Below are 15722 nucleotides of genomic sequence, written 5' to 3'. Positions count from 1 at the left end.
TCCGCACCGGCGCCCGCGCCGGAGGACGGTACGCCGCCGCCCGCGCCCTGGCCGGCCCCCGCCCCGGCACCGGCCCCCGCGCCGCAGCCCGAGTACGGGTTCCCGCCGGCCGGAGCGCAGCCCCAGCCCCAGTTGTCGCAGCAGCCGCCGCAGGGTGGGTACGGGTTCCCGCAGCCCGCAGACGCTCCCCCGGCGCCGCAGGTGCCCGAGGACCGCGCTCCCGCGCCGTCGGCCGCCCCGTGGCCGAGCCCCAATCCGCCGGCGCCGCAGCCTGGTTACGGGTTCCCGCAGAGCGGTCAGCCGCAGCCGGGCACGTACGCGCCGCTGCCGCAGCCCGCTCCGGAGGACCGCGCCGCTCCGCCCACCGGCGCGCCCTGGCCCAACCCGGCGCTGCCCCCGGCCGCCCCCGCTCAGGCCCCGGCGCCGGCGCCGGCGCCGGCGCCCCAGCAGGGTTACGGATTCCCGCAGAGCGGAGCTCCGCAGCAGCCCGTCGCGCCCGGGCCCGGTCCTGAGGCGTCCGCGCCCATGCCGCCGGCCGGCTACGGATTCCCGCCGCCCGCGGCGCCGTTGCCGCCGGAGGCCAACCCCGGTGCGGCGTTGCAGCCGCTGCCGCCGCACGGCGGGTACGGATTCCCGCCGCCGGGACAGCAGCCGCAGGCCCAGCCGCCGGCCCCGCAGCAACAGCAGCCGCCGCAGCCCCAGCAGTACGCGCCGCCGCAGGCCCAACCGCAGGTCCAGCCGCAGCACCCGGCTCCGGCGGAGGACCCGTCGGCCGATCCGCGTACCGGTGGCTGGCCGACGGTGACGCCGGACCAGCGGCAGCGTTCGGTGCAGGGCGCGCCGCTCGGCTACACCGCGGCCGTCGAGCTGTCGTCGGACCGGCTGCTGAAGAACCAGCCGAAGCCGAAGCGGCCCGGTGCCAACGCGACGCCGTCGCGGTTCAAGCTCGGCGGCAAGAAGGAGGAGGCGGAGCGGCAGCGGAAGTTGGAGCTGATCCGTACTCCGGTGCTGTCCTGCTACCGGATCGCGGTGATCAGCCTCAAGGGCGGCGTCGGCAAGACCACGACGACCACCGCTCTGGGCTCGACGCTGGCGACCGAGCGCCAGGACAAGATCCTCGCGATCGACGCCAACCCGGACGCCGGCACGCTCGGCCGCCGGGTCCGCCGGGAGACCGGTGCGACCATCCGTGACCTGGTGCAGGCGATCCCGTACCTCAACAGCTACATGGACATCCGACGGTTCACCTCGCAGGCGTCCTCCGGGCTGGAGATCATCGCCAACGACGTGGACCCGGCCGTGTCGACCGCGTTCAACGACGAGGACTACCGCCGGGTCCTCGACGTGCTGGGCAAGCAGTACCCGATCATCCTCACCGACTCGGGTACCGGTCTGCTCTACAGCGCGATGCGCGGCGTGCTCGACCTGGCCGACCAGCTGATCATCGTGTCCACACCGTCCGTCGACGGCGCGAGCAGCGCGAGCACCACGCTGGACTGGCTGTCGGCGCACGGCTACGCAGAACTGGTGCAGCGCAGCATCACGGTCATCTCCGGGGTCCGCGAGACCGGCAAGATGATCAAGGTGGACGACATCGTCGCCCACTTCCAGACGCGCTGCCGCGGGGTGATGGTCGTCCCGTTCGACGAGCACCTGGCCGCGGGCGCCGAGGTCGACCTCGACATGATGCGTCCCAAGACCCGGGAGGCGTACTTCAACCTCTCGGCGATGGTCGCCGAGGACTTCATCCGCGCGCAGCAGGCGCAGGGGCTGTGGACCGCCGACGGGAACCCGCCGCCGCACCTGGCACCGCCGGTCCCCGGCCAGCAGCAGGGCCAGCCGCAGTACCAGCAGCAGCCGCCTCCGCCCGGGTTCCACGGCCAGCCGCCCCAGGGTCCGGGCCAGCCGTATCCGCAGGCACCGCAGCCGCCGCAGCAGTACCAGCCGCAGGCGCCGCAGCCGTACCAGCCGCAGCCCCAGCAGGGCTGGCCGCAGCAGCCGCCCCAGCAGCAGGCACCGCCCGAGCAGCCGCCGGGCTACGGCTACCCGCCGCCGCCTCAGCAATAGCTCGGAGCAGTAGCGCGGAGCAGTAGCCACAGCACCACTCCGGAGGGTCCCGCCGCACCAGCGGCGGGACCCTCTTCGCGCAGGGGAACGGACCGCGGCGTACATCACCGGGTGTAGTCCCGTTCCATCCCGGGATGCAGCCGGGCGCCCGGGAGTTCCGCCTGTGGGTCATCGTGCGCGCCCTGGTCGGCGGCCTAGCGTTGGGGCATCCCCCGATCGCTACCGGCCACGAGGACCTTCCGATGATCGAAGCCCACGCACTCACCAAGCGCTACGGCGAGCGCACCGCCGTCGAGGACCTCAGCTTCACCGTGCGGCCGGGCGCCGTCACCGGTTTCCTCGGCCCGAACGGCGCCGGGAAGTCCACCACGATGCGGATGATCCTGGGCCTGGACGCCCCGTCGGCCGGCCGGGTCACGGTGAACGGCCGCCACTACGCCGACCACCGGGCCCCGCTGCACGAGGTCGGCGCGATGCTGGAGGCCCGTGCGATCCACACCGGGCGCTCGGCGTACCACCACCTCCTGGCGCTCGCCGTCACGACGGGCATTCCGCGCGGCCGGGTCGACGAGGTGATCGACCTCGTGGGTCTGCGCGAGGTCGCGAGGAAGCGCGCGGGCGGCTTCTCGCTCGGCATGGGGCAGCGCCTCGGCATCGCGAGCGCGCTGCTCGGCGACCCCGCGACGCTGGTCCTGGACGAGCCCGTGAACGGCCTGGACCCCGAGGGCATCCTGTGGATCCGCAATCTGCTGCGGAGCCTGGCCGCCGAAGGACGTACGGTCCTGGTCTCGTCGCACCTGATGTCCGAGATGGCGCTGACCGCCGAGCACCTGATCGTCATCGGCCGCGGCCGGCTGATCGCCGACACCTCCGTGGCGGAGTTCGTCCGCGGCGCGGCGGGCACCTCGGTACGGGTGCGGACCGATGACGCGGAGCGGCTGCGGAGGCTGCTGGCGGGTCCCGAGGTGACCGTGGCGTCGGAGGCGGCGGGGGTGCTGGAGGTGACCGGTCTGACCAGCGACCGGATCGGCAGGATCGCCGCCGACCACGCCATCGCGCTGGCGGAGCTGACCCCGCAACAGGCGTCCCTGGAGCAGGCGTTCATGGAACTCACCCGGGACGCCGTGGAGTACCAGGCGCCTCCCGTCGCAGATCACGAAGGACGTGCGGCATGACCACTCTCCCCGCCCACCCGGCCGCCGCCAGATCCTCCGCCGTCCGCGGCCACGTCACCCAGCTCCGGGTGCTGCACTCCGAGTGGATCAAGCTGCGCACCCTGCGGTCCACGCTCGTCACGCTGACCGCCGCCGTGGTCGTGATGATCGGCCTCGGACTGCTCTTCTGCGCGGTCAGCGCGAACCGCTGGCCGCATATGGACCGGGGTGAACAGCTCAGGTTCAGCGCGGCCGGGGTGAGCGTGCGCGGCTTCCTGCTCGCGCAGCTCGCCGTCGCGGTCCTCGGTGTCCTCGTCGTCTCCGGCGAGTACGCGACCGGCATGATCCGCGCGACGCTCTCCGCCGTCCCGCGACGGCTTCCGGTGCTGTGGGCGAAGGCCGCCGTATACACGGCGGTGACGTTCCTCGCGATGACGACGGCGTCGCTCGTCGCGTTCCTGGCCGGCCAGGCGATCCTGTCGTCGCAGCACATCGGTACGTCCCTCGGCGCGCCCGGCGCCGCCCGCATGGTGTTCGGCGCCGGCCTGTACCTCACCGTCGTCGGCCTGCTGAGCGTGGCGCTCGGCACCCTCATCCGCAGTACGGCGGGCGGCATCGCCACCGTCTTCGGGCTGCTCATGGTGCTGCCGCTGCTCACCGAGGCGCTGCCGACGACCTGGTCCATCAGCGAGTACCTGCCGAGCAATGCGGGACAGGCACTGCTGGCGGCCCACCGGGAGCCGCATATCTTGGCCCCATGGACCGGCTTCGCAGTCTTCTGTCTCTACACGGTCGTCGCCCTGGCAGCGGCGGCGGCAGCGCTCAAGCGCCGGGACGCGTGAGGCGGTGACGCCCGCCGCGCCCGCGCTCCGGCGGACGGTGCGGTCCTGGCGCGCCCACCTCGGGCGCGCCAGGCTGCTGGTGCGGGCGAAGCTGCCGCCGGTCGCCGTCGACGCGGTGCTCACCGCGGCGCTGCTGTTCGCGACGGCGGGCCTGGCCCACCGTGATCTGTCCCGCTCGACATCCCTCGTGGTCTTCCAGTGGCTGCTGCTGATCCCGCTGGTGTGGCGGCGCCGGGCCCCGCTGGCCGTCTTCGGTGCCATGGCGGCGGTCGCGTTCCTCCAATGGCTGGCGGGAGCCCCGCTGCCCGCCGATGTCGCGCTGCTCATCGCGCTGTACACCGTGGCCGCCCACTCCTCCCGGCTCCGGACGCTGTCGGCCGTCGGCGTGCTCGAACTCGGCGCTCTGCTGGCCTCGTTGACCTGGACGACGCACGGACGCACCACCCAGTCGTTCATCGCGCTGTCGGCGATGGTCATCGCCGCCGCCGTGACCGGGGTCAACGTGCGCACCCGGCGCGCCTACCTCGCCGCGCTGGAGGACCGGGCCGGACGGCTGGAGCGGGAGCGCGACCAGCAGGCGCAGCTCGCGGTGGCCGGTGAACGGGCCAGGATCGCCCGCGAGATGCACGACATCGTCACGCACAACCTGTCGGTGATGGTCGCGCTCGCCGACGGCGCGGTCTTCGCGCAGCAGCGGCACCCGGAGAAGGCGGCCGCCGCGATGCGGCAGGTGTCCGGGACCGGCCGGCAGGCCATCACCGACATGCGCCGGTTCCTCGGGGTGCTGCGCGCCGACGAACCCGACGCGCTGCGCCATCCCATGCCCGGCATCGCCCAGTTGGAGCCGCTCGCCGAACAGGTGCGCGCCGCCGGACTGCCGACCCGTCTGAGCGTCAGCGGAAACCCGGCCGCGGCCACCGCGGCGGCCCAACTCACCGTCTACCGACTGGTACAGGAAGCCTTGACCAACACCCTCAAGCACGCCCCGGCCGGCACCCGTGCCGAGGTCCGGGTGCGCTGCTCCCCCGATTCCGTCCGGGTGGACATCACCGACGACGGCCCCGCCGCGACCACGCCCGCGGATCCGTCCCCTACCGCGTCCGGGCACGGGATTCCCGGGATGCGCGAACGGGCCGCCGCGTACGGCGGGCAGCTCGACGCGGGCCCGCAGCCGGACGGCGGCTGGCGGGTCTCGGCCGTGCTCACCCTGAATCCTCCCCAGGACGGGGACGGTGCGCGGTGACGATCCGGGTGCTTCTCGTCGACGACGAACCGCTGCTGCGGATGGCCTTCACGATGGTCCTCGACGCCCAGCCCGACATGGAGCCGGTCGGCGAGGCCGCCGACGGCGCCGAGGCCGTCCGCCTCACCCTCGCGCTGCGGCCCGATGTGGTGCTGATGGACGTCCGGATGCCCGGCACGGACGGGATCGAGGCCACCGGCCGGATCGTCGAGTCCTGCCCGGAGACCCGGGTGCTCATCCTGACCACGTTCGACCTGGACGAATACGCCTTCGCGGGGCTGCGGGCGGGCGCCTCCGGCTTCCTGCTCAAGAACGCGCTCCCCGAGGAGCTGCTCGCCGCGATCCGGTCGGTCGCCGCGGGCGACGCCGTCGTCGCGCCCCGGATCACCCGCCGCCTGCTGGAGAACTTCGCCCACCAGCTCCCGGCCGGAACCGGTGCGGCGGACGGTGACGAGCGCCTGGGCCGGCTCACCGCCCGGGAGCGCGAGGTCCTCGTCGAGGTCGGCCGCGGGCTGTCCAACACGGAGATCGCCGCGGGTCTGCACCTCGCCGAGGCGACGGTGAAGACCCATCTGAGCCGGATCCTGGTCAAGCTCGGGCTGCGCGACCGCGTACAGGCGGTCGTCTTCGCGTACGAGACCCGGCTGATCAGACCGTCCTAGGCCGACGGCGCTACTCGGGTGTCGGCGCCGCGTCGATCAGTTCGCGGGACTGCTTCACGTCCTCCGCCATCCGCACCAGCAGCGCGTCGATCGAGTCGAACTTCTCCATCCCCCGCAGATACGCGAGGAAGTCGACGGCCACGTGCAGCCCGTACAGATCCAGCCCGACGCGGTCGATCGCGTACGCCTCGACCGTGCGTGCCGTGCCGTCGAAGGTCGGGTTCGTGCCGACCGAGATGGCGGCGGGCATCGGCTCGCCGTCGACGTGCAGCCAGCCGGCGTACACGCCGTCCGCGGGGATCGCCGTGTGCGGCAGCGTCTCCACGTTCGCCGTCGGGAAGCCCAGCTCGCGGCCGCGCTGCGCGCCCCGGACGACGACGCCCTCGACGCGGTGCGGACGGCCCAGGATCTCCATCGCGCCCGCCACGTCGCCCTCGGCGACCAGCCGGCGCGTCATCGTCGAAGAGAACGGCTCGCCGCCGCCCGCGGAACCGCGCACGTACAGATCCACGACGTCGACCTCGTAGTCGTACTTCAGGCCCATCGCGGAGAGGAACTCGACGTCACCGGCGGCCTTGTGCCCGAACCGGAAGTTCGGGCCTTCGACGACGAGCTTCGCGCGCAGCGCGTCGACGAGCACCGTCCGCACGAAATCGCCGGGCGACAGCTTCGAGAACTCCGCGGTGAAGGGAAGGATGAGCAGCGCGTCGACGCCCAGTCCCGCCATCAGCTCGGCACGCCGGTGATGCGCGGACAGCAGCGGCGGGTGGCTGCCCGGCCGCACGACCTCGCTCGGGTGCGGATCGAACGTGACGACCACCGACCGGACACCCAGCTCACGGGCGCGGTCGACAGCGCGCCCGATGATCAGCTGATGCCCCCTGTGCACGCCGTCGTAGGAGCCGATGGTGACGACGCTGCGTCCCCAGTCCCCGGGAACGTCCTCCAAGCCCCGCCAGCGCTGCACCTTGACGCTCCGCTTCATCGTCGTACCGAATAGCTGTGTATGCCTGTACGGGTCCAAGCCTGCCATGTCCCCGTGCCGGGCTCAGCCACCGGCCCCGCCGCCGCGCCCGCCGCACGGGCCGCGACCTGCCCCTACGGGGTGGACGGTACGGCGAGTTGTTCGCACAGCCGGCGGGCGCTGGGGCCGATGACGGCGTCCCAGGCGCCGTCGGAGTCCAGCCAGCCGCGGACCAGCCGGGCGAAGCACGGGGAGGCGGCGGCGAGCTGGACGAGCCGCCGGTCGAAGTGCGCGGCGCCTTCGGGGGTGCGCCCGAGCAGCAGGCCGAGACGGTGCACGAGATCGCGGGTGAGCAGCGGCGGGCGGCGGGCGCAGCCGTCCGCTGCGGCGCCGAGCAGCGCGTCCAGGACGTCGGCGTCCCGTTCGCGTTCCAGGGCCACGTCGAGCAGTTCCTGGCGCATCGGCCGGGAGATGTGGCTGCCGGGCGCGGCGAGCACCGGGGCGACCGCGCGCCGCACCTCCGGCGGGTGTTCCCGCAGCAACTCCACGACCAGCGGAAACACCACCGCGCGGGCGGAGGCGCCCTGCTCGAGCCGCCGGTCGAGGAACTCCGCCGCATGGACGGCGCCCTCCGGCCGGTGCCGCAGATGGTCCCGTACGAGGCCGGCCGCGCGGCGGGCCAGCGCGGGAGTGGTCACCGCCGCCAGCTCGCGCAGCACCTCGCCGGCGCCGGTGCCCGGCTCCCGCAGCCGGGCCTGGAACGCGGCGAGCACCGGTTCCGGATGCGAGGCGAGCGCGGCGGCGAGGGCGCCGGCCGGCAGCTGTGGATCGCCCGCGGCGAAGTGGGTGAGCGCGGCGGGCAGGTGCCGGGAGCGGGTCGCGGGGTCGCGGACGAGGAGGGCCAGCGCCGCTCCGTGCAGCGTGCAGTCCTCGGTGCGGGCGAGCATCGCCAGCGCCGCGTACCGCAGCAGTTCCCGGTCGGCGTCGGACCGTACGTAGGGCGCGGCGCGCACCCCGTACGCGGCGGCGGCGACGTGCCGGGCGGGCCGTTCCTCGTGGGCCCAGCGGTCGACGGCGCGGCAGACCGCCGACGGTTCGTCCTCCGCGAGGGCGGCCAGCAGTTCATCGGCGCCGGGGTGCGCGGCTTCGACCAGCGCCTCGGTCAGATCGTCCACGGCGCGGTGCCGGTGGGTGTGCAGCAGCGCCTGGACGGCGGCGGCCACGGTCGGGCGCGGGCCTTTGAGCGCCGTGTCCGTCTGCAGCGGCCGGTCGTCGCCGAACCAGCCGCAGATCACGGGCAGCGCGGCGCGCGGGGCGTCGCAGAGCAGTTCCCCGACGGTCGGGAGGAAGCGCTCGGCGGGACCCGGCGAGCCCGGGACGCCGTGCACGTTCTGCGGATGCGGGTTCTGCGGGTTCTGCGGGTTCTGCGGGGGTGGGCCGTCGGCGGGCAGGAGCAGCCGCAGCAGGTCGAGCCGCTCCCCCAGCGGCAGCTCCAGCCGCCGCCAGAACCACGGACCGAACTCCGCCAGGCCGCCGAGGCCCTGCGGACCGAACCCGCCGCGTTCGATCGACCGTACGGTGATCCGTTCCGCCAGCAGCCGCAGCACACCCCGGAACTGACCGGCGTCCGGCACCCGCAGCAGGACCTCGCCCAGCAGATGCGCCGCCCACCACACGGCGTCCGCCCGCCGGGCCGCCTCCGGCGCGGGCAGCGGTGGCCGCGCCTCCCTGCTCGGACCGGCTTCGGGGGCCGCCGCCGGGGCCGGCCCCGGCGCGACCGGACTCCGGGGCGGCGGTACCGCCGCGCGCCCCGCACCAGGCCGCCGGTTGGGGACGGTGTCCGCGTCGAGATCCGCCTCGTCCGCCGGCGGATCATCGAACGCGGGTCGGTCCATGAGGCGGTCCATCAGGGCAGGAGCCGGGGCGGCTGCCGCGTCCGGCTCCCCCTCCGACGCTCCCTCCGGCTCCCCGACCGCCGGTGGCCAGGGCGGTGTCCGGGGTGGCGTCTGCGGCTTTGGCGGGGCGGCGAGGCGGCTCGGTTCCGCGGCCTGCTGGTCGAGGGCGTGGATCAGCGTTTCGAGATGCCGGGCGAGCGCGGTGGGGCCGGACTGGCGGGCGGTGAGCAGCAGGGACTGGATGACGGGGCCGATGCGGTGGCGGGGCACCGGAAGCGAGTGCGGAGCGGCGGCGGGGCCGACCGGCGGGGCCGGCGGCACGGTGTGCCCGGGGGCGTGACCGGCGCGGGCCCCGGGGCGCGACGGCAGCCGGACCGGGGCCTCCGCGGCGCCCGCCGGGGCGGCGAACCACCGGTGGACGAGGGCGAACAGGGCCTCGTCGAGGTCAAGGTGCAGCCCTTGCAGCCAGTCGGCGAACTCCTCGTGCGCGAAGCGGTATCCCGCTCCGGCCGGGACGACGAGGCCTTCGGTGAGGACGGCTGAGGCCCAGCCCGTACGCCAGGGGAAGAGGTCCTCGAAGGACTCCCGGTCCAGCTCGCCCTGGCCGGGCCCCAGACAGCGCCGCGCCGCCTCGTGCACCTGCCCGGCGACCCGGGCGGCCAGCCGACGGACGGCGGTCCCCCGGGCGGGGCTCTCGGCGCCCGCCGTCAGCCGGACGGCGATCCGCAGGCACACCAGGTCCAGATAGGCCGAGAAGATCTCCGCACGGCCGGGCACGGCGTCCTCGGCGGCGAGCGTTCCCACCGGGTCGGGCACCGCCGGTTCCGGGAGGGCCGCGCGGATCTCGGCGAACAGCCGCAGGGCCAGCGGATGGGCGGCGTCGGTCGCGGCCAGCGCCCCGGGCGGGATGCCGTACCGGGCCCTGGCGCGGACGGCCTGCCGCTCCGGGAGGTCGCCGAGCCGGACGCAGAACGGCAGCGCGCGGGCCGGGGCGCCGGGCGGTACGGCCGGCGCCTCCTCGGGCACATGGAGCATCCCGGCGGGGAACAGGGCGCCCGCCTGCTCCCAGTACTCGGGGCGGCACGCCACGACCAGCCGGACGCCGCCCGCCCGCAGCCAACTCGCCGTACCGGCCGTCCAGTCGGGCAGCGCGTGCGCCAGAACAGGCGGCATCTCCTCCGGACCGTCGAGCAGCACGAGCAGCGGGCGGCCCGCCGACCGGGCCAGGTCCGCGACCGCGTCCGGGGACGCGACGGGCGCCTCGCCCCTGCTGTCGCCGGCCGCCGCCGAGACGATCCGCGCGGCGGTGCGCAGCGAGCGTTCCACCGCGTCCTTCAACCCGCCGTCGCCCGGCCGCAGTTCGGCGCCGCGCAGCCATACCGTCGGGGCGGGCTCCGCGCCCCGGGCGCGGCGTGCGGCGAGCGCCGCCAGTTCGGTGGTGCGCCCGCAGCCGGGGTCGCCGACCAGACCCAGGACGAGCGGTCCGCGGTCCCCTCCCCCGCTGAGGAAGTCGCGCAGCTCGTCCTCGGTCCCCGGCCTGGCGACCGGCTCGCGCCATTCGCGCGGTACGGCCGCGGAACCGACCGAGGTGGCCGTCAACTGCAGCGCGCCGGCGAGGTTGAGGTGCGGCCCGTAGGCGGGCACGGTGGCGGCGTTGCGGGCGAGCAGTTCCGCCAGCGGCCCCGACTCGGCCCGCAGCGGGACGGCGAAGCCGCCGGCCCGGTGCCCGGCGTGCAGTGCGGTGGCGATGACGGCCAGCACCGCTCCGGTCTCCGCGTCGATCACGGGGCTGCCGGACGCCTGCGGGTGGACCCGCAGCACCTCCGGGCTGTCGAGGGCGAGTTCGTAGACCTCGTCCAGGAGATGGAATCGGTCGGTCGCGGTGTATGTCACGGACGCGGTGCCGACGACGACGGCGTCCGTCCAGCCGCGGGCCCGCAGCCGCACCCGGCGTTCGGAGTGCGCGGGCCCGGAGACGGCGACCGGCAGCGGCCGCAGACTGATGCCTTCGGTCGCGACGAGCGCGAGTCCCAGTTCCGGCAGCGGCGTGATCGCGTCCGCACCGACGAGGCAGACCTGGTCGCCGGGGGCGTGCAGCACCAGCCGGACCAGTCCGTCGACGGCTTCGTGACTCGTCAGGAGAGTGCCGCCGAGATCGGCGAGGAATCCGGTACCGCGCGGCCGCCCGGCCAGATCGCACACCCGCACCAAGGCATCGTCACCGTCGCAGGGCCGCACCGCCATCCGCGCACCTCCCCGCTGGTCAACCGCCTTCCACGGTATGCCCACGGTGATCGCCCGCTATTGATCGCGCACCCAACGCGCCCCCGTACACCCCGAAGTTCACTCCGAGCGCCCGCCCGTTGGGGTGAATTCCGGGTGTGAGGAGGATAGGTATACGAGCAGGAGGGGGATCGTGGAGCGGGCGTCCGCGCGGGGACACGGACGCCCGCTCCACGATGGGGGCCTGACCGTGCCCTAGGGGAGCGAGACGACTGCGGATACCGAGGATCCGGACCCGCTCGATGGCCGGTCCGGATCCCGTCAGGTCACGCACTCGCGTCACCCACTCGCGTCAGACGAGGACCGCGAGGATCTTCGTCTGGCCGTCGCGGTCCTCGACGAGGGCCAGGAAGCGGCCGTCGGGGTCGAAGGCCGCGTGGGTGCCGGGGCCCATGCCGTCGGTCTTGAGGCGGACGCCGTTGACGAGCAGGCGGGCCTGGTCGGCGTCCACGTCCCAGCGGGGGAACGCCGCGGCGGCGGCCTCGCCGATCGGCATGACCTGGAAGGCTTCCGCCCCGTCGGCCTGGTACGTCGCTTCGAGCTCGTCCACGGTGCGGGCGCTGCTCAGGTCGTACGGGCCCACCCGGGTGCGCCGCAGCGCGGTCAGATGGCCGCCGGTGCCCAGGTCCGCGCCGAGATCGCGGGCCAGGGCCCGGATGTAGGTGCCGGAGGTGCACTCGACGGTGACGTCCAGGTCCAGGACGGCCGTGCCGTCCTCCGCCGTCGCGGTGCGGTCCTCGTGCAGCACGAAGGAGGAGATGGTCACCGGGCGGGAGGCCAGCTCGAACTCCTCGCCCTCCCGGACCCTGGTGTACGACCGGACGCCGTTGACCTTGATGGCGCTGACCTTGGACGGCACCTGCAGGATGTCGCCGGTGAGCTTGGCGATTCCGTCCTGGACGGCCGTCAGCTCGACACCGGCCGCGCCGGCGTTCTCCGTGACCTCGCCCTCGGCGTCGTCCGTCACGGTGGTCTGGCCGAGCCGGATCGTCGCGACGTACTCCTTGCGCGTGAGCGCGAGGTGGCCGAGGAGCCGGGTGGCCTTCTCGACGCCGATGACGAGCACTCCGGTCGCCATCGGGTCGAGGGTGCCCGCGTGCCCGACGCGCCGGGTGCCCGCGAAACGGCGGATGCGGGCGACCACGGCGTGCGAGGTGAGCCCGGCCGGCTTGTCGACGATCACTAGGCCGTCCGGGCCCTGGCCTTTGCGCTTCATGCGGTCGCGGAGCCCTTGTCGTCGTCCTTCGCGGTCTTCGCCGCGTCGGCGTCGGCGTCCGTGTCGCCGTCCTCGTCATCGAGGTCGAGGTCGTCCTCGTCCTCCACCGGCTTGCGGTACGGGTCCGCGTCGCCGGCGTACGAGGCGTCGGTGGCGGCCTTGCGCACCTGCTCGTCCGAGGCACGGGCCCTGGCCAGCAGATCGTCGATGGTCTTCGCGTTCTCCGGGAGGGCGTCGGCGACGAACGTCAGCGTCGGGGTGAAGCGCACCCCGAGCTGCCGACCGACCTCGGAGCGCAGGATGCCCTTGGCGCTCTCCAGTGCGGCGGCGGACGCCGCACGGTCCTCGTCGTCGCCGTAGACCGTGTAGAACACCGTCGCGTCCTGCAGGTCACCCGTGACCCGGGTGTCCGTGATCGTCACGTAGCCGAGCCGCGGGTCCTTGATCCGCCGCTGCAGCGTTTCCGCGACCACGACCCGGATGCGGTCGGCCAGCTTGCGCGCCCGCGAGGTGTCGGTCACTTGTCCGTCTCCTTCTTCGTTACTGCTCTGGTCTTCCAGGCGCCGGCCGACCGCCGATCGGTCAGTCGTCGTCGCCGTGGATCCGCTGCCGTGCCGACAGCAGTTCCACCTCGGGCCGGGCGATCATCCATCGCTCGCACCGGTCGAGTACGTCCTTGATGTGTCCGAGATCCCCGGACACGACCGCGATGCCTATCTCGGCCCTGCGGTGAAGGTCCTGCTCGCCCGTCTCCGCCACACTGACCGCGAACTTGCGGTGCAGCTCGGCGATGATCGGGCGGACGACGGACCTCTTCTCCTTGAGCGAATGTACGTCGCCGAGGAGGAGATCGAAGGACAGCGTTCCTGCATACATGGGCGACAGGGCTAGCCGCCCTGGGAGGCCTCGTCGTTACGCCCCTGGTGACAGGCGCGATCCATGATGTGAACGGTACACGCAACGGCCGGGGCCGATCGACGGAATATCTCCGCCGACCGGCCCCGGTGAAATGCACTGCCCGTGCGCAGCACGGCCCACCAGGGGTGGTGGCCGGGCGGCGGGTGGGCGATCAGCCGCGCGGCTTCTCGCGCATCTCGTACGTCGCGATGACGTCGTCGACCTTGATGTCGTTGTAGCTGCCGAGGTTGATACCGCCCTCGTAGCCTTCCCGGATCTCGGTGACGTCGTCCTTGAACCGGCGCAGACCCTCGATGTTGAGGTTCTCCGCGATGACCTTGCCGTCGCGGAGGAGTCGCGCCTTGGTGTTGCGCTTGACCTCGCCCGAGCGGATGAGGACACCGGCGATGTTGCCCAGCTTGGAGGAGCGGAAGACGTCGCGGATCTCGGCGGTGCCGAGCTCGACCTCTTCGTACTCCGGCTTGAGCATGCCCTTCAGGGCCGCCTCGATCTCATCGATGACCTGGTAGATCACCGAGTAGTACCGGACGTCGACACCCTCGCGCTCGGCCAGCTGCGTGGCGCGGCCTTCGGCGCGCACGTTGAAGCCGATGACGATGGCGTCGGAACCCGATGCCAGGTTGATGTCCGACTCGGTGACCGCACCCACACCGCGGTGCAGGATGCGCAGGTCGACCTCGGCACCGACGTCCAGCTGCATGAGCGAGGACTCGAGCGCTTCGACCGAACCGGACGCGTCGCCCTTGATGATGAGGTTGAGCTGCTGCACCAGACCGGCCTGCAGGGCCTCGTCCAGGTTCTCCAGGGAGAACCGGACACCCTTGCGGGCGAACGCCGCGTTCCGCTCACGAGCGGCACGCTTCTCGGCGATCTGACGGGCCGTGCGGTCGTCGTCGACAACGAGGAAGTTGTCGCCGGCGCCGGGCACGTTGGTGAGACCGAGCACCATGACCGGAGTCGAGGGGCCCGCTTCTTCCAGCGTGTTGCCACGGTCGTCGAGCATCGCGCGGACCCGGCCGTACGCGTCGCCGACCACCATGGTGTCGCCGATGCGCAGGGTGCCGCGCTGTACGAGCACGGTCGCCACGGCGCCACGGCCACGGTCGAGGTGAGCCTCGATCGCGATGCCCTGTGCGTCCTGCTCCGGGTTGGCCCGCAGGTCGAGCGAGGCGTCCGCGGTGAGGACCACGGCCTCCAGCAGGCTGTCGATGTGCAGACCCTGCTTGGCGGAGATGTCGACGAACATGGTGTCGCCGCCGTACTCCTCGGCCACGAGGCCGAACTCGGTCAGCTGACCGCGCACCTTGACGGGGTCGGCGCCCTCGACGTCGATCTTGTTGACCGCGACCACGATCGGCACGCCGGCCGCCTTGGCGTGGTTCAACGCTTCGATCGTCTGCGGCATGACACCGTCGTTGGCCGCCACCACGAGGATCGCGATGTCGGTCGACTTGGCACCACGGGCACGCATGGCGGTGAACGCCTCGTGACCGGGGGTGTCGATGAAGGTGATCTTGCGCTCTTCACCGTTCACCTCGGCCGCGACCTGGTAGGCACCGATGTGCTGGGTGATGCCACCGGCCTCGCCCGCGATCACGTTGGTCTTGCGGATCGCGTCGAGGAGGCGGGTCTTACCGTGGTCGACGTGACCCATGACGGTCACGACCGGCGGACGGGAGACGAGCTCTTCCTCGCCGCCCTCGTCCTCGCCGAACTCGATGTCGAAGGACTCGAGCAGCTCGCGGTCCTCCTCCTCCGGGCTGACGATCTCCAGGACGTAGTTCATCTCGTCGGCGAGCAACTGCAGCGTCGCGTCGGGAACCGACTGCGTCGCCGTGACCATTTCGCCGAGGTTCAACATCACCTGGACGAGCGACGCCGGGTTGGCGTTGATCTTCTCGGCGAAGTCGGTGAGAGAGGAGCCGCGACGCAGTCGTACGGCAGCACCGTTACCGCGGGGCAGCAGCACGCCGCCCACGGACGGGGCCTGCATGCTCTCGTACTCCTGGCGACGCTGGCGCTTCGACTTGCGGCCACGGGCCGGACGGCCGTTCGGGCCACGGCCGAAGGCACCCTGCGTGCCACCACGGGCGTTGGGGCCGCCGGGACGGCCGCCGAAGCCGCCGGGACGGGGACCGAAGCCACCGCCACCGCCGGGAGCACCACCGGGACGCGGGCCGCCGAAGCCGCCGGGACGCGCACCGGGACCGGCCGGACGGCCGGCGAAACCGCCGCCGCCACCACCGGGACGAGCACCGGGACCACCGCTGCCGCCACCGGGACGAGCACCGGGACCGCCACCGGGACGGGCGCCGGGTCCGCCGGAGCGGCCGCCGGGACCACCGGACGGGGCGGGACGCTGCGGCATCATGCCCGGGTTCGGGCGCGGGCCGGAGCTCTGCGGGCGGGGCATCCCACCGGGAGCCGGACGACCGGCACCGCCGGGACCGCCCGCACCACCGGCACCCGCGCCGCGGC

The 15722-nt window shown here is 73.5% G+C and carries 11 protein-coding genes; 5 read left to right on the top strand and 6 right to left on the bottom strand.

The genetic code is table 11. The features are described from left to right. The 5 genes from G3I60_RS42745 to G3I60_RS42725 form a co-directional block, all read left to right on the top strand. On the top strand, positions 1 to 2067 hold a 2067-nt coding region (locus G3I60_RS42745), incomplete at its 5' end, for a MinD/ParA family protein (RefSeq protein WP_164608504.1). A 242-nt stretch (positions 2068 to 2309) separates the two neighbouring features. Continuing rightward, positions 2310 to 3242: an ABC transporter ATP-binding protein gene (locus G3I60_RS42740; RefSeq protein WP_164299494.1), complete on the top strand. Its 933-nt coding sequence runs from the start codon at positions 2310 to 2312 to the stop codon at positions 3240 to 3242. Continuing rightward, positions 3239 to 4063: an ABC transporter permease subunit gene (locus tag G3I60_RS42735; protein WP_164608503.1), complete on the top strand. Its 825-nt coding sequence runs from the start codon at positions 3239 to 3241 to the stop codon at positions 4061 to 4063. Before G3I60_RS42740 ends, G3I60_RS42735 begins: the two co-directional genes overlap by 4 nt. 73 nt (positions 4064 to 4136) lie before the next feature. Continuing rightward, positions 4137 to 5306 (top strand): sensor histidine kinase, encoded by a 1170-nt coding sequence (locus G3I60_RS42730; protein ID WP_203675286.1) that lies wholly within the window; start codon positions 4137 to 4139, stop codon positions 5304 to 5306. After that, the gene (locus G3I60_RS42725) at positions 5303 to 5968 is read left to right on the top strand and encodes a response regulator transcription factor (RefSeq protein ID WP_164299486.1); all 666 of its coding nucleotides are present in this window, start codon (positions 5303 to 5305) and stop codon (positions 5966 to 5968) included. Before G3I60_RS42730 ends, G3I60_RS42725 begins: the two co-directional genes overlap by 4 nt. A 10-nt stretch (positions 5969 to 5978) precedes the next feature. Here G3I60_RS42725 and G3I60_RS42720 read toward each other — a convergent pair whose 3' ends face one another. The 6 genes from G3I60_RS42720 to infB all read right to left on the bottom strand — a co-directional run. Then, on the bottom strand, positions 5979 to 6935 hold the full coding sequence (locus tag G3I60_RS42720; protein ID WP_138357432.1) for a bifunctional riboflavin kinase/FAD synthetase: 957 nt from the start codon (positions 6933 to 6935) through the stop codon (positions 5979 to 5981). Positions 6936 to 7066: 131 nt separating this feature from the next. Beyond that, positions 7067 to 11071: a serine protease gene (locus tag G3I60_RS44855; protein ID WP_203675278.1), complete on the bottom strand. Its 4005-nt coding sequence runs from the start codon at positions 11069 to 11071 to the stop codon at positions 7067 to 7069. Between the two features lie 331 nt (positions 11072 to 11402). Continuing rightward, a complete protein-coding gene (truB, locus tag G3I60_RS42705) occupies positions 11403 to 12326 on the bottom strand; it encodes a tRNA pseudouridine(55) synthase TruB (RefSeq protein WP_164299488.1) in 924 nt (307 codons plus the stop codon). Continuing rightward, positions 12323 to 12847: a 30S ribosome-binding factor RbfA gene (gene rbfA, locus G3I60_RS42700; RefSeq protein WP_164299490.1), complete on the bottom strand. Its 525-nt coding sequence runs from the start codon at positions 12845 to 12847 to the stop codon at positions 12323 to 12325. Before rbfA ends, truB begins: the two co-directional genes overlap by 4 nt. A gap of 61 nt (positions 12848 to 12908) precedes the next feature. Beyond that, entirely contained in the window at positions 12909 to 13202 is a 294-nt protein-coding gene (locus tag G3I60_RS42695) for a DUF503 domain-containing protein (RefSeq protein WP_138356689.1), read from the bottom strand. A gap of 193 nt (positions 13203 to 13395) precedes the next feature. Next, a partial coding sequence (infB, locus tag G3I60_RS42690) for a translation initiation factor IF-2 (protein WP_203675276.1) occupies positions 13396 to 15722 on the bottom strand: 2327 nt, incomplete at its 5' end.

This window comes from Streptomyces sp. SID13666 (genome assembly GCF_010548325.1).
In the GTDB taxonomy this organism is placed as follows: Bacteria; Actinomycetota; Actinomycetes; order Streptomycetales; family Streptomycetaceae; genus Actinacidiphila; species Actinacidiphila fildesensis.
This window is presented reverse-complemented; position numbering and strand designations above follow the sequence as displayed.

Excerpts from the sequence above, each read along its gene's own strand:
- G3I60_RS42740 (WP_164299494.1), top strand. The coding sequence starts at position 2,310 with ATGATCGAAGCCCACGCACTCACCAAGCGCTACGGCGAGCGCACCGCC.
- G3I60_RS42735 (WP_164608503.1), top strand. The coding sequence starts at position 3,239 with ATGACCACTCTCCCCGCCCACCCGGCCGCCGCCAGATCCTCCGCCGTC.
- G3I60_RS44855 (WP_203675278.1), bottom strand. The coding sequence starts at position 11,071 with ATGGCGGTGCGGCCCTGCGACGGTGACGATGCCTTGGTGCGGGTGTGC.
- truB (WP_164299488.1), bottom strand. The coding sequence starts at position 12,326 with ATGAAGCGCAAAGGCCAGGGCCCGGACGGCCTAGTGATCGTCGACAAG.
- G3I60_RS42695 (WP_138356689.1), bottom strand. The coding sequence starts at position 13,202 with ATGTATGCAGGAACGCTGTCCTTCGATCTCCTCCTCGGCGACGTACAT.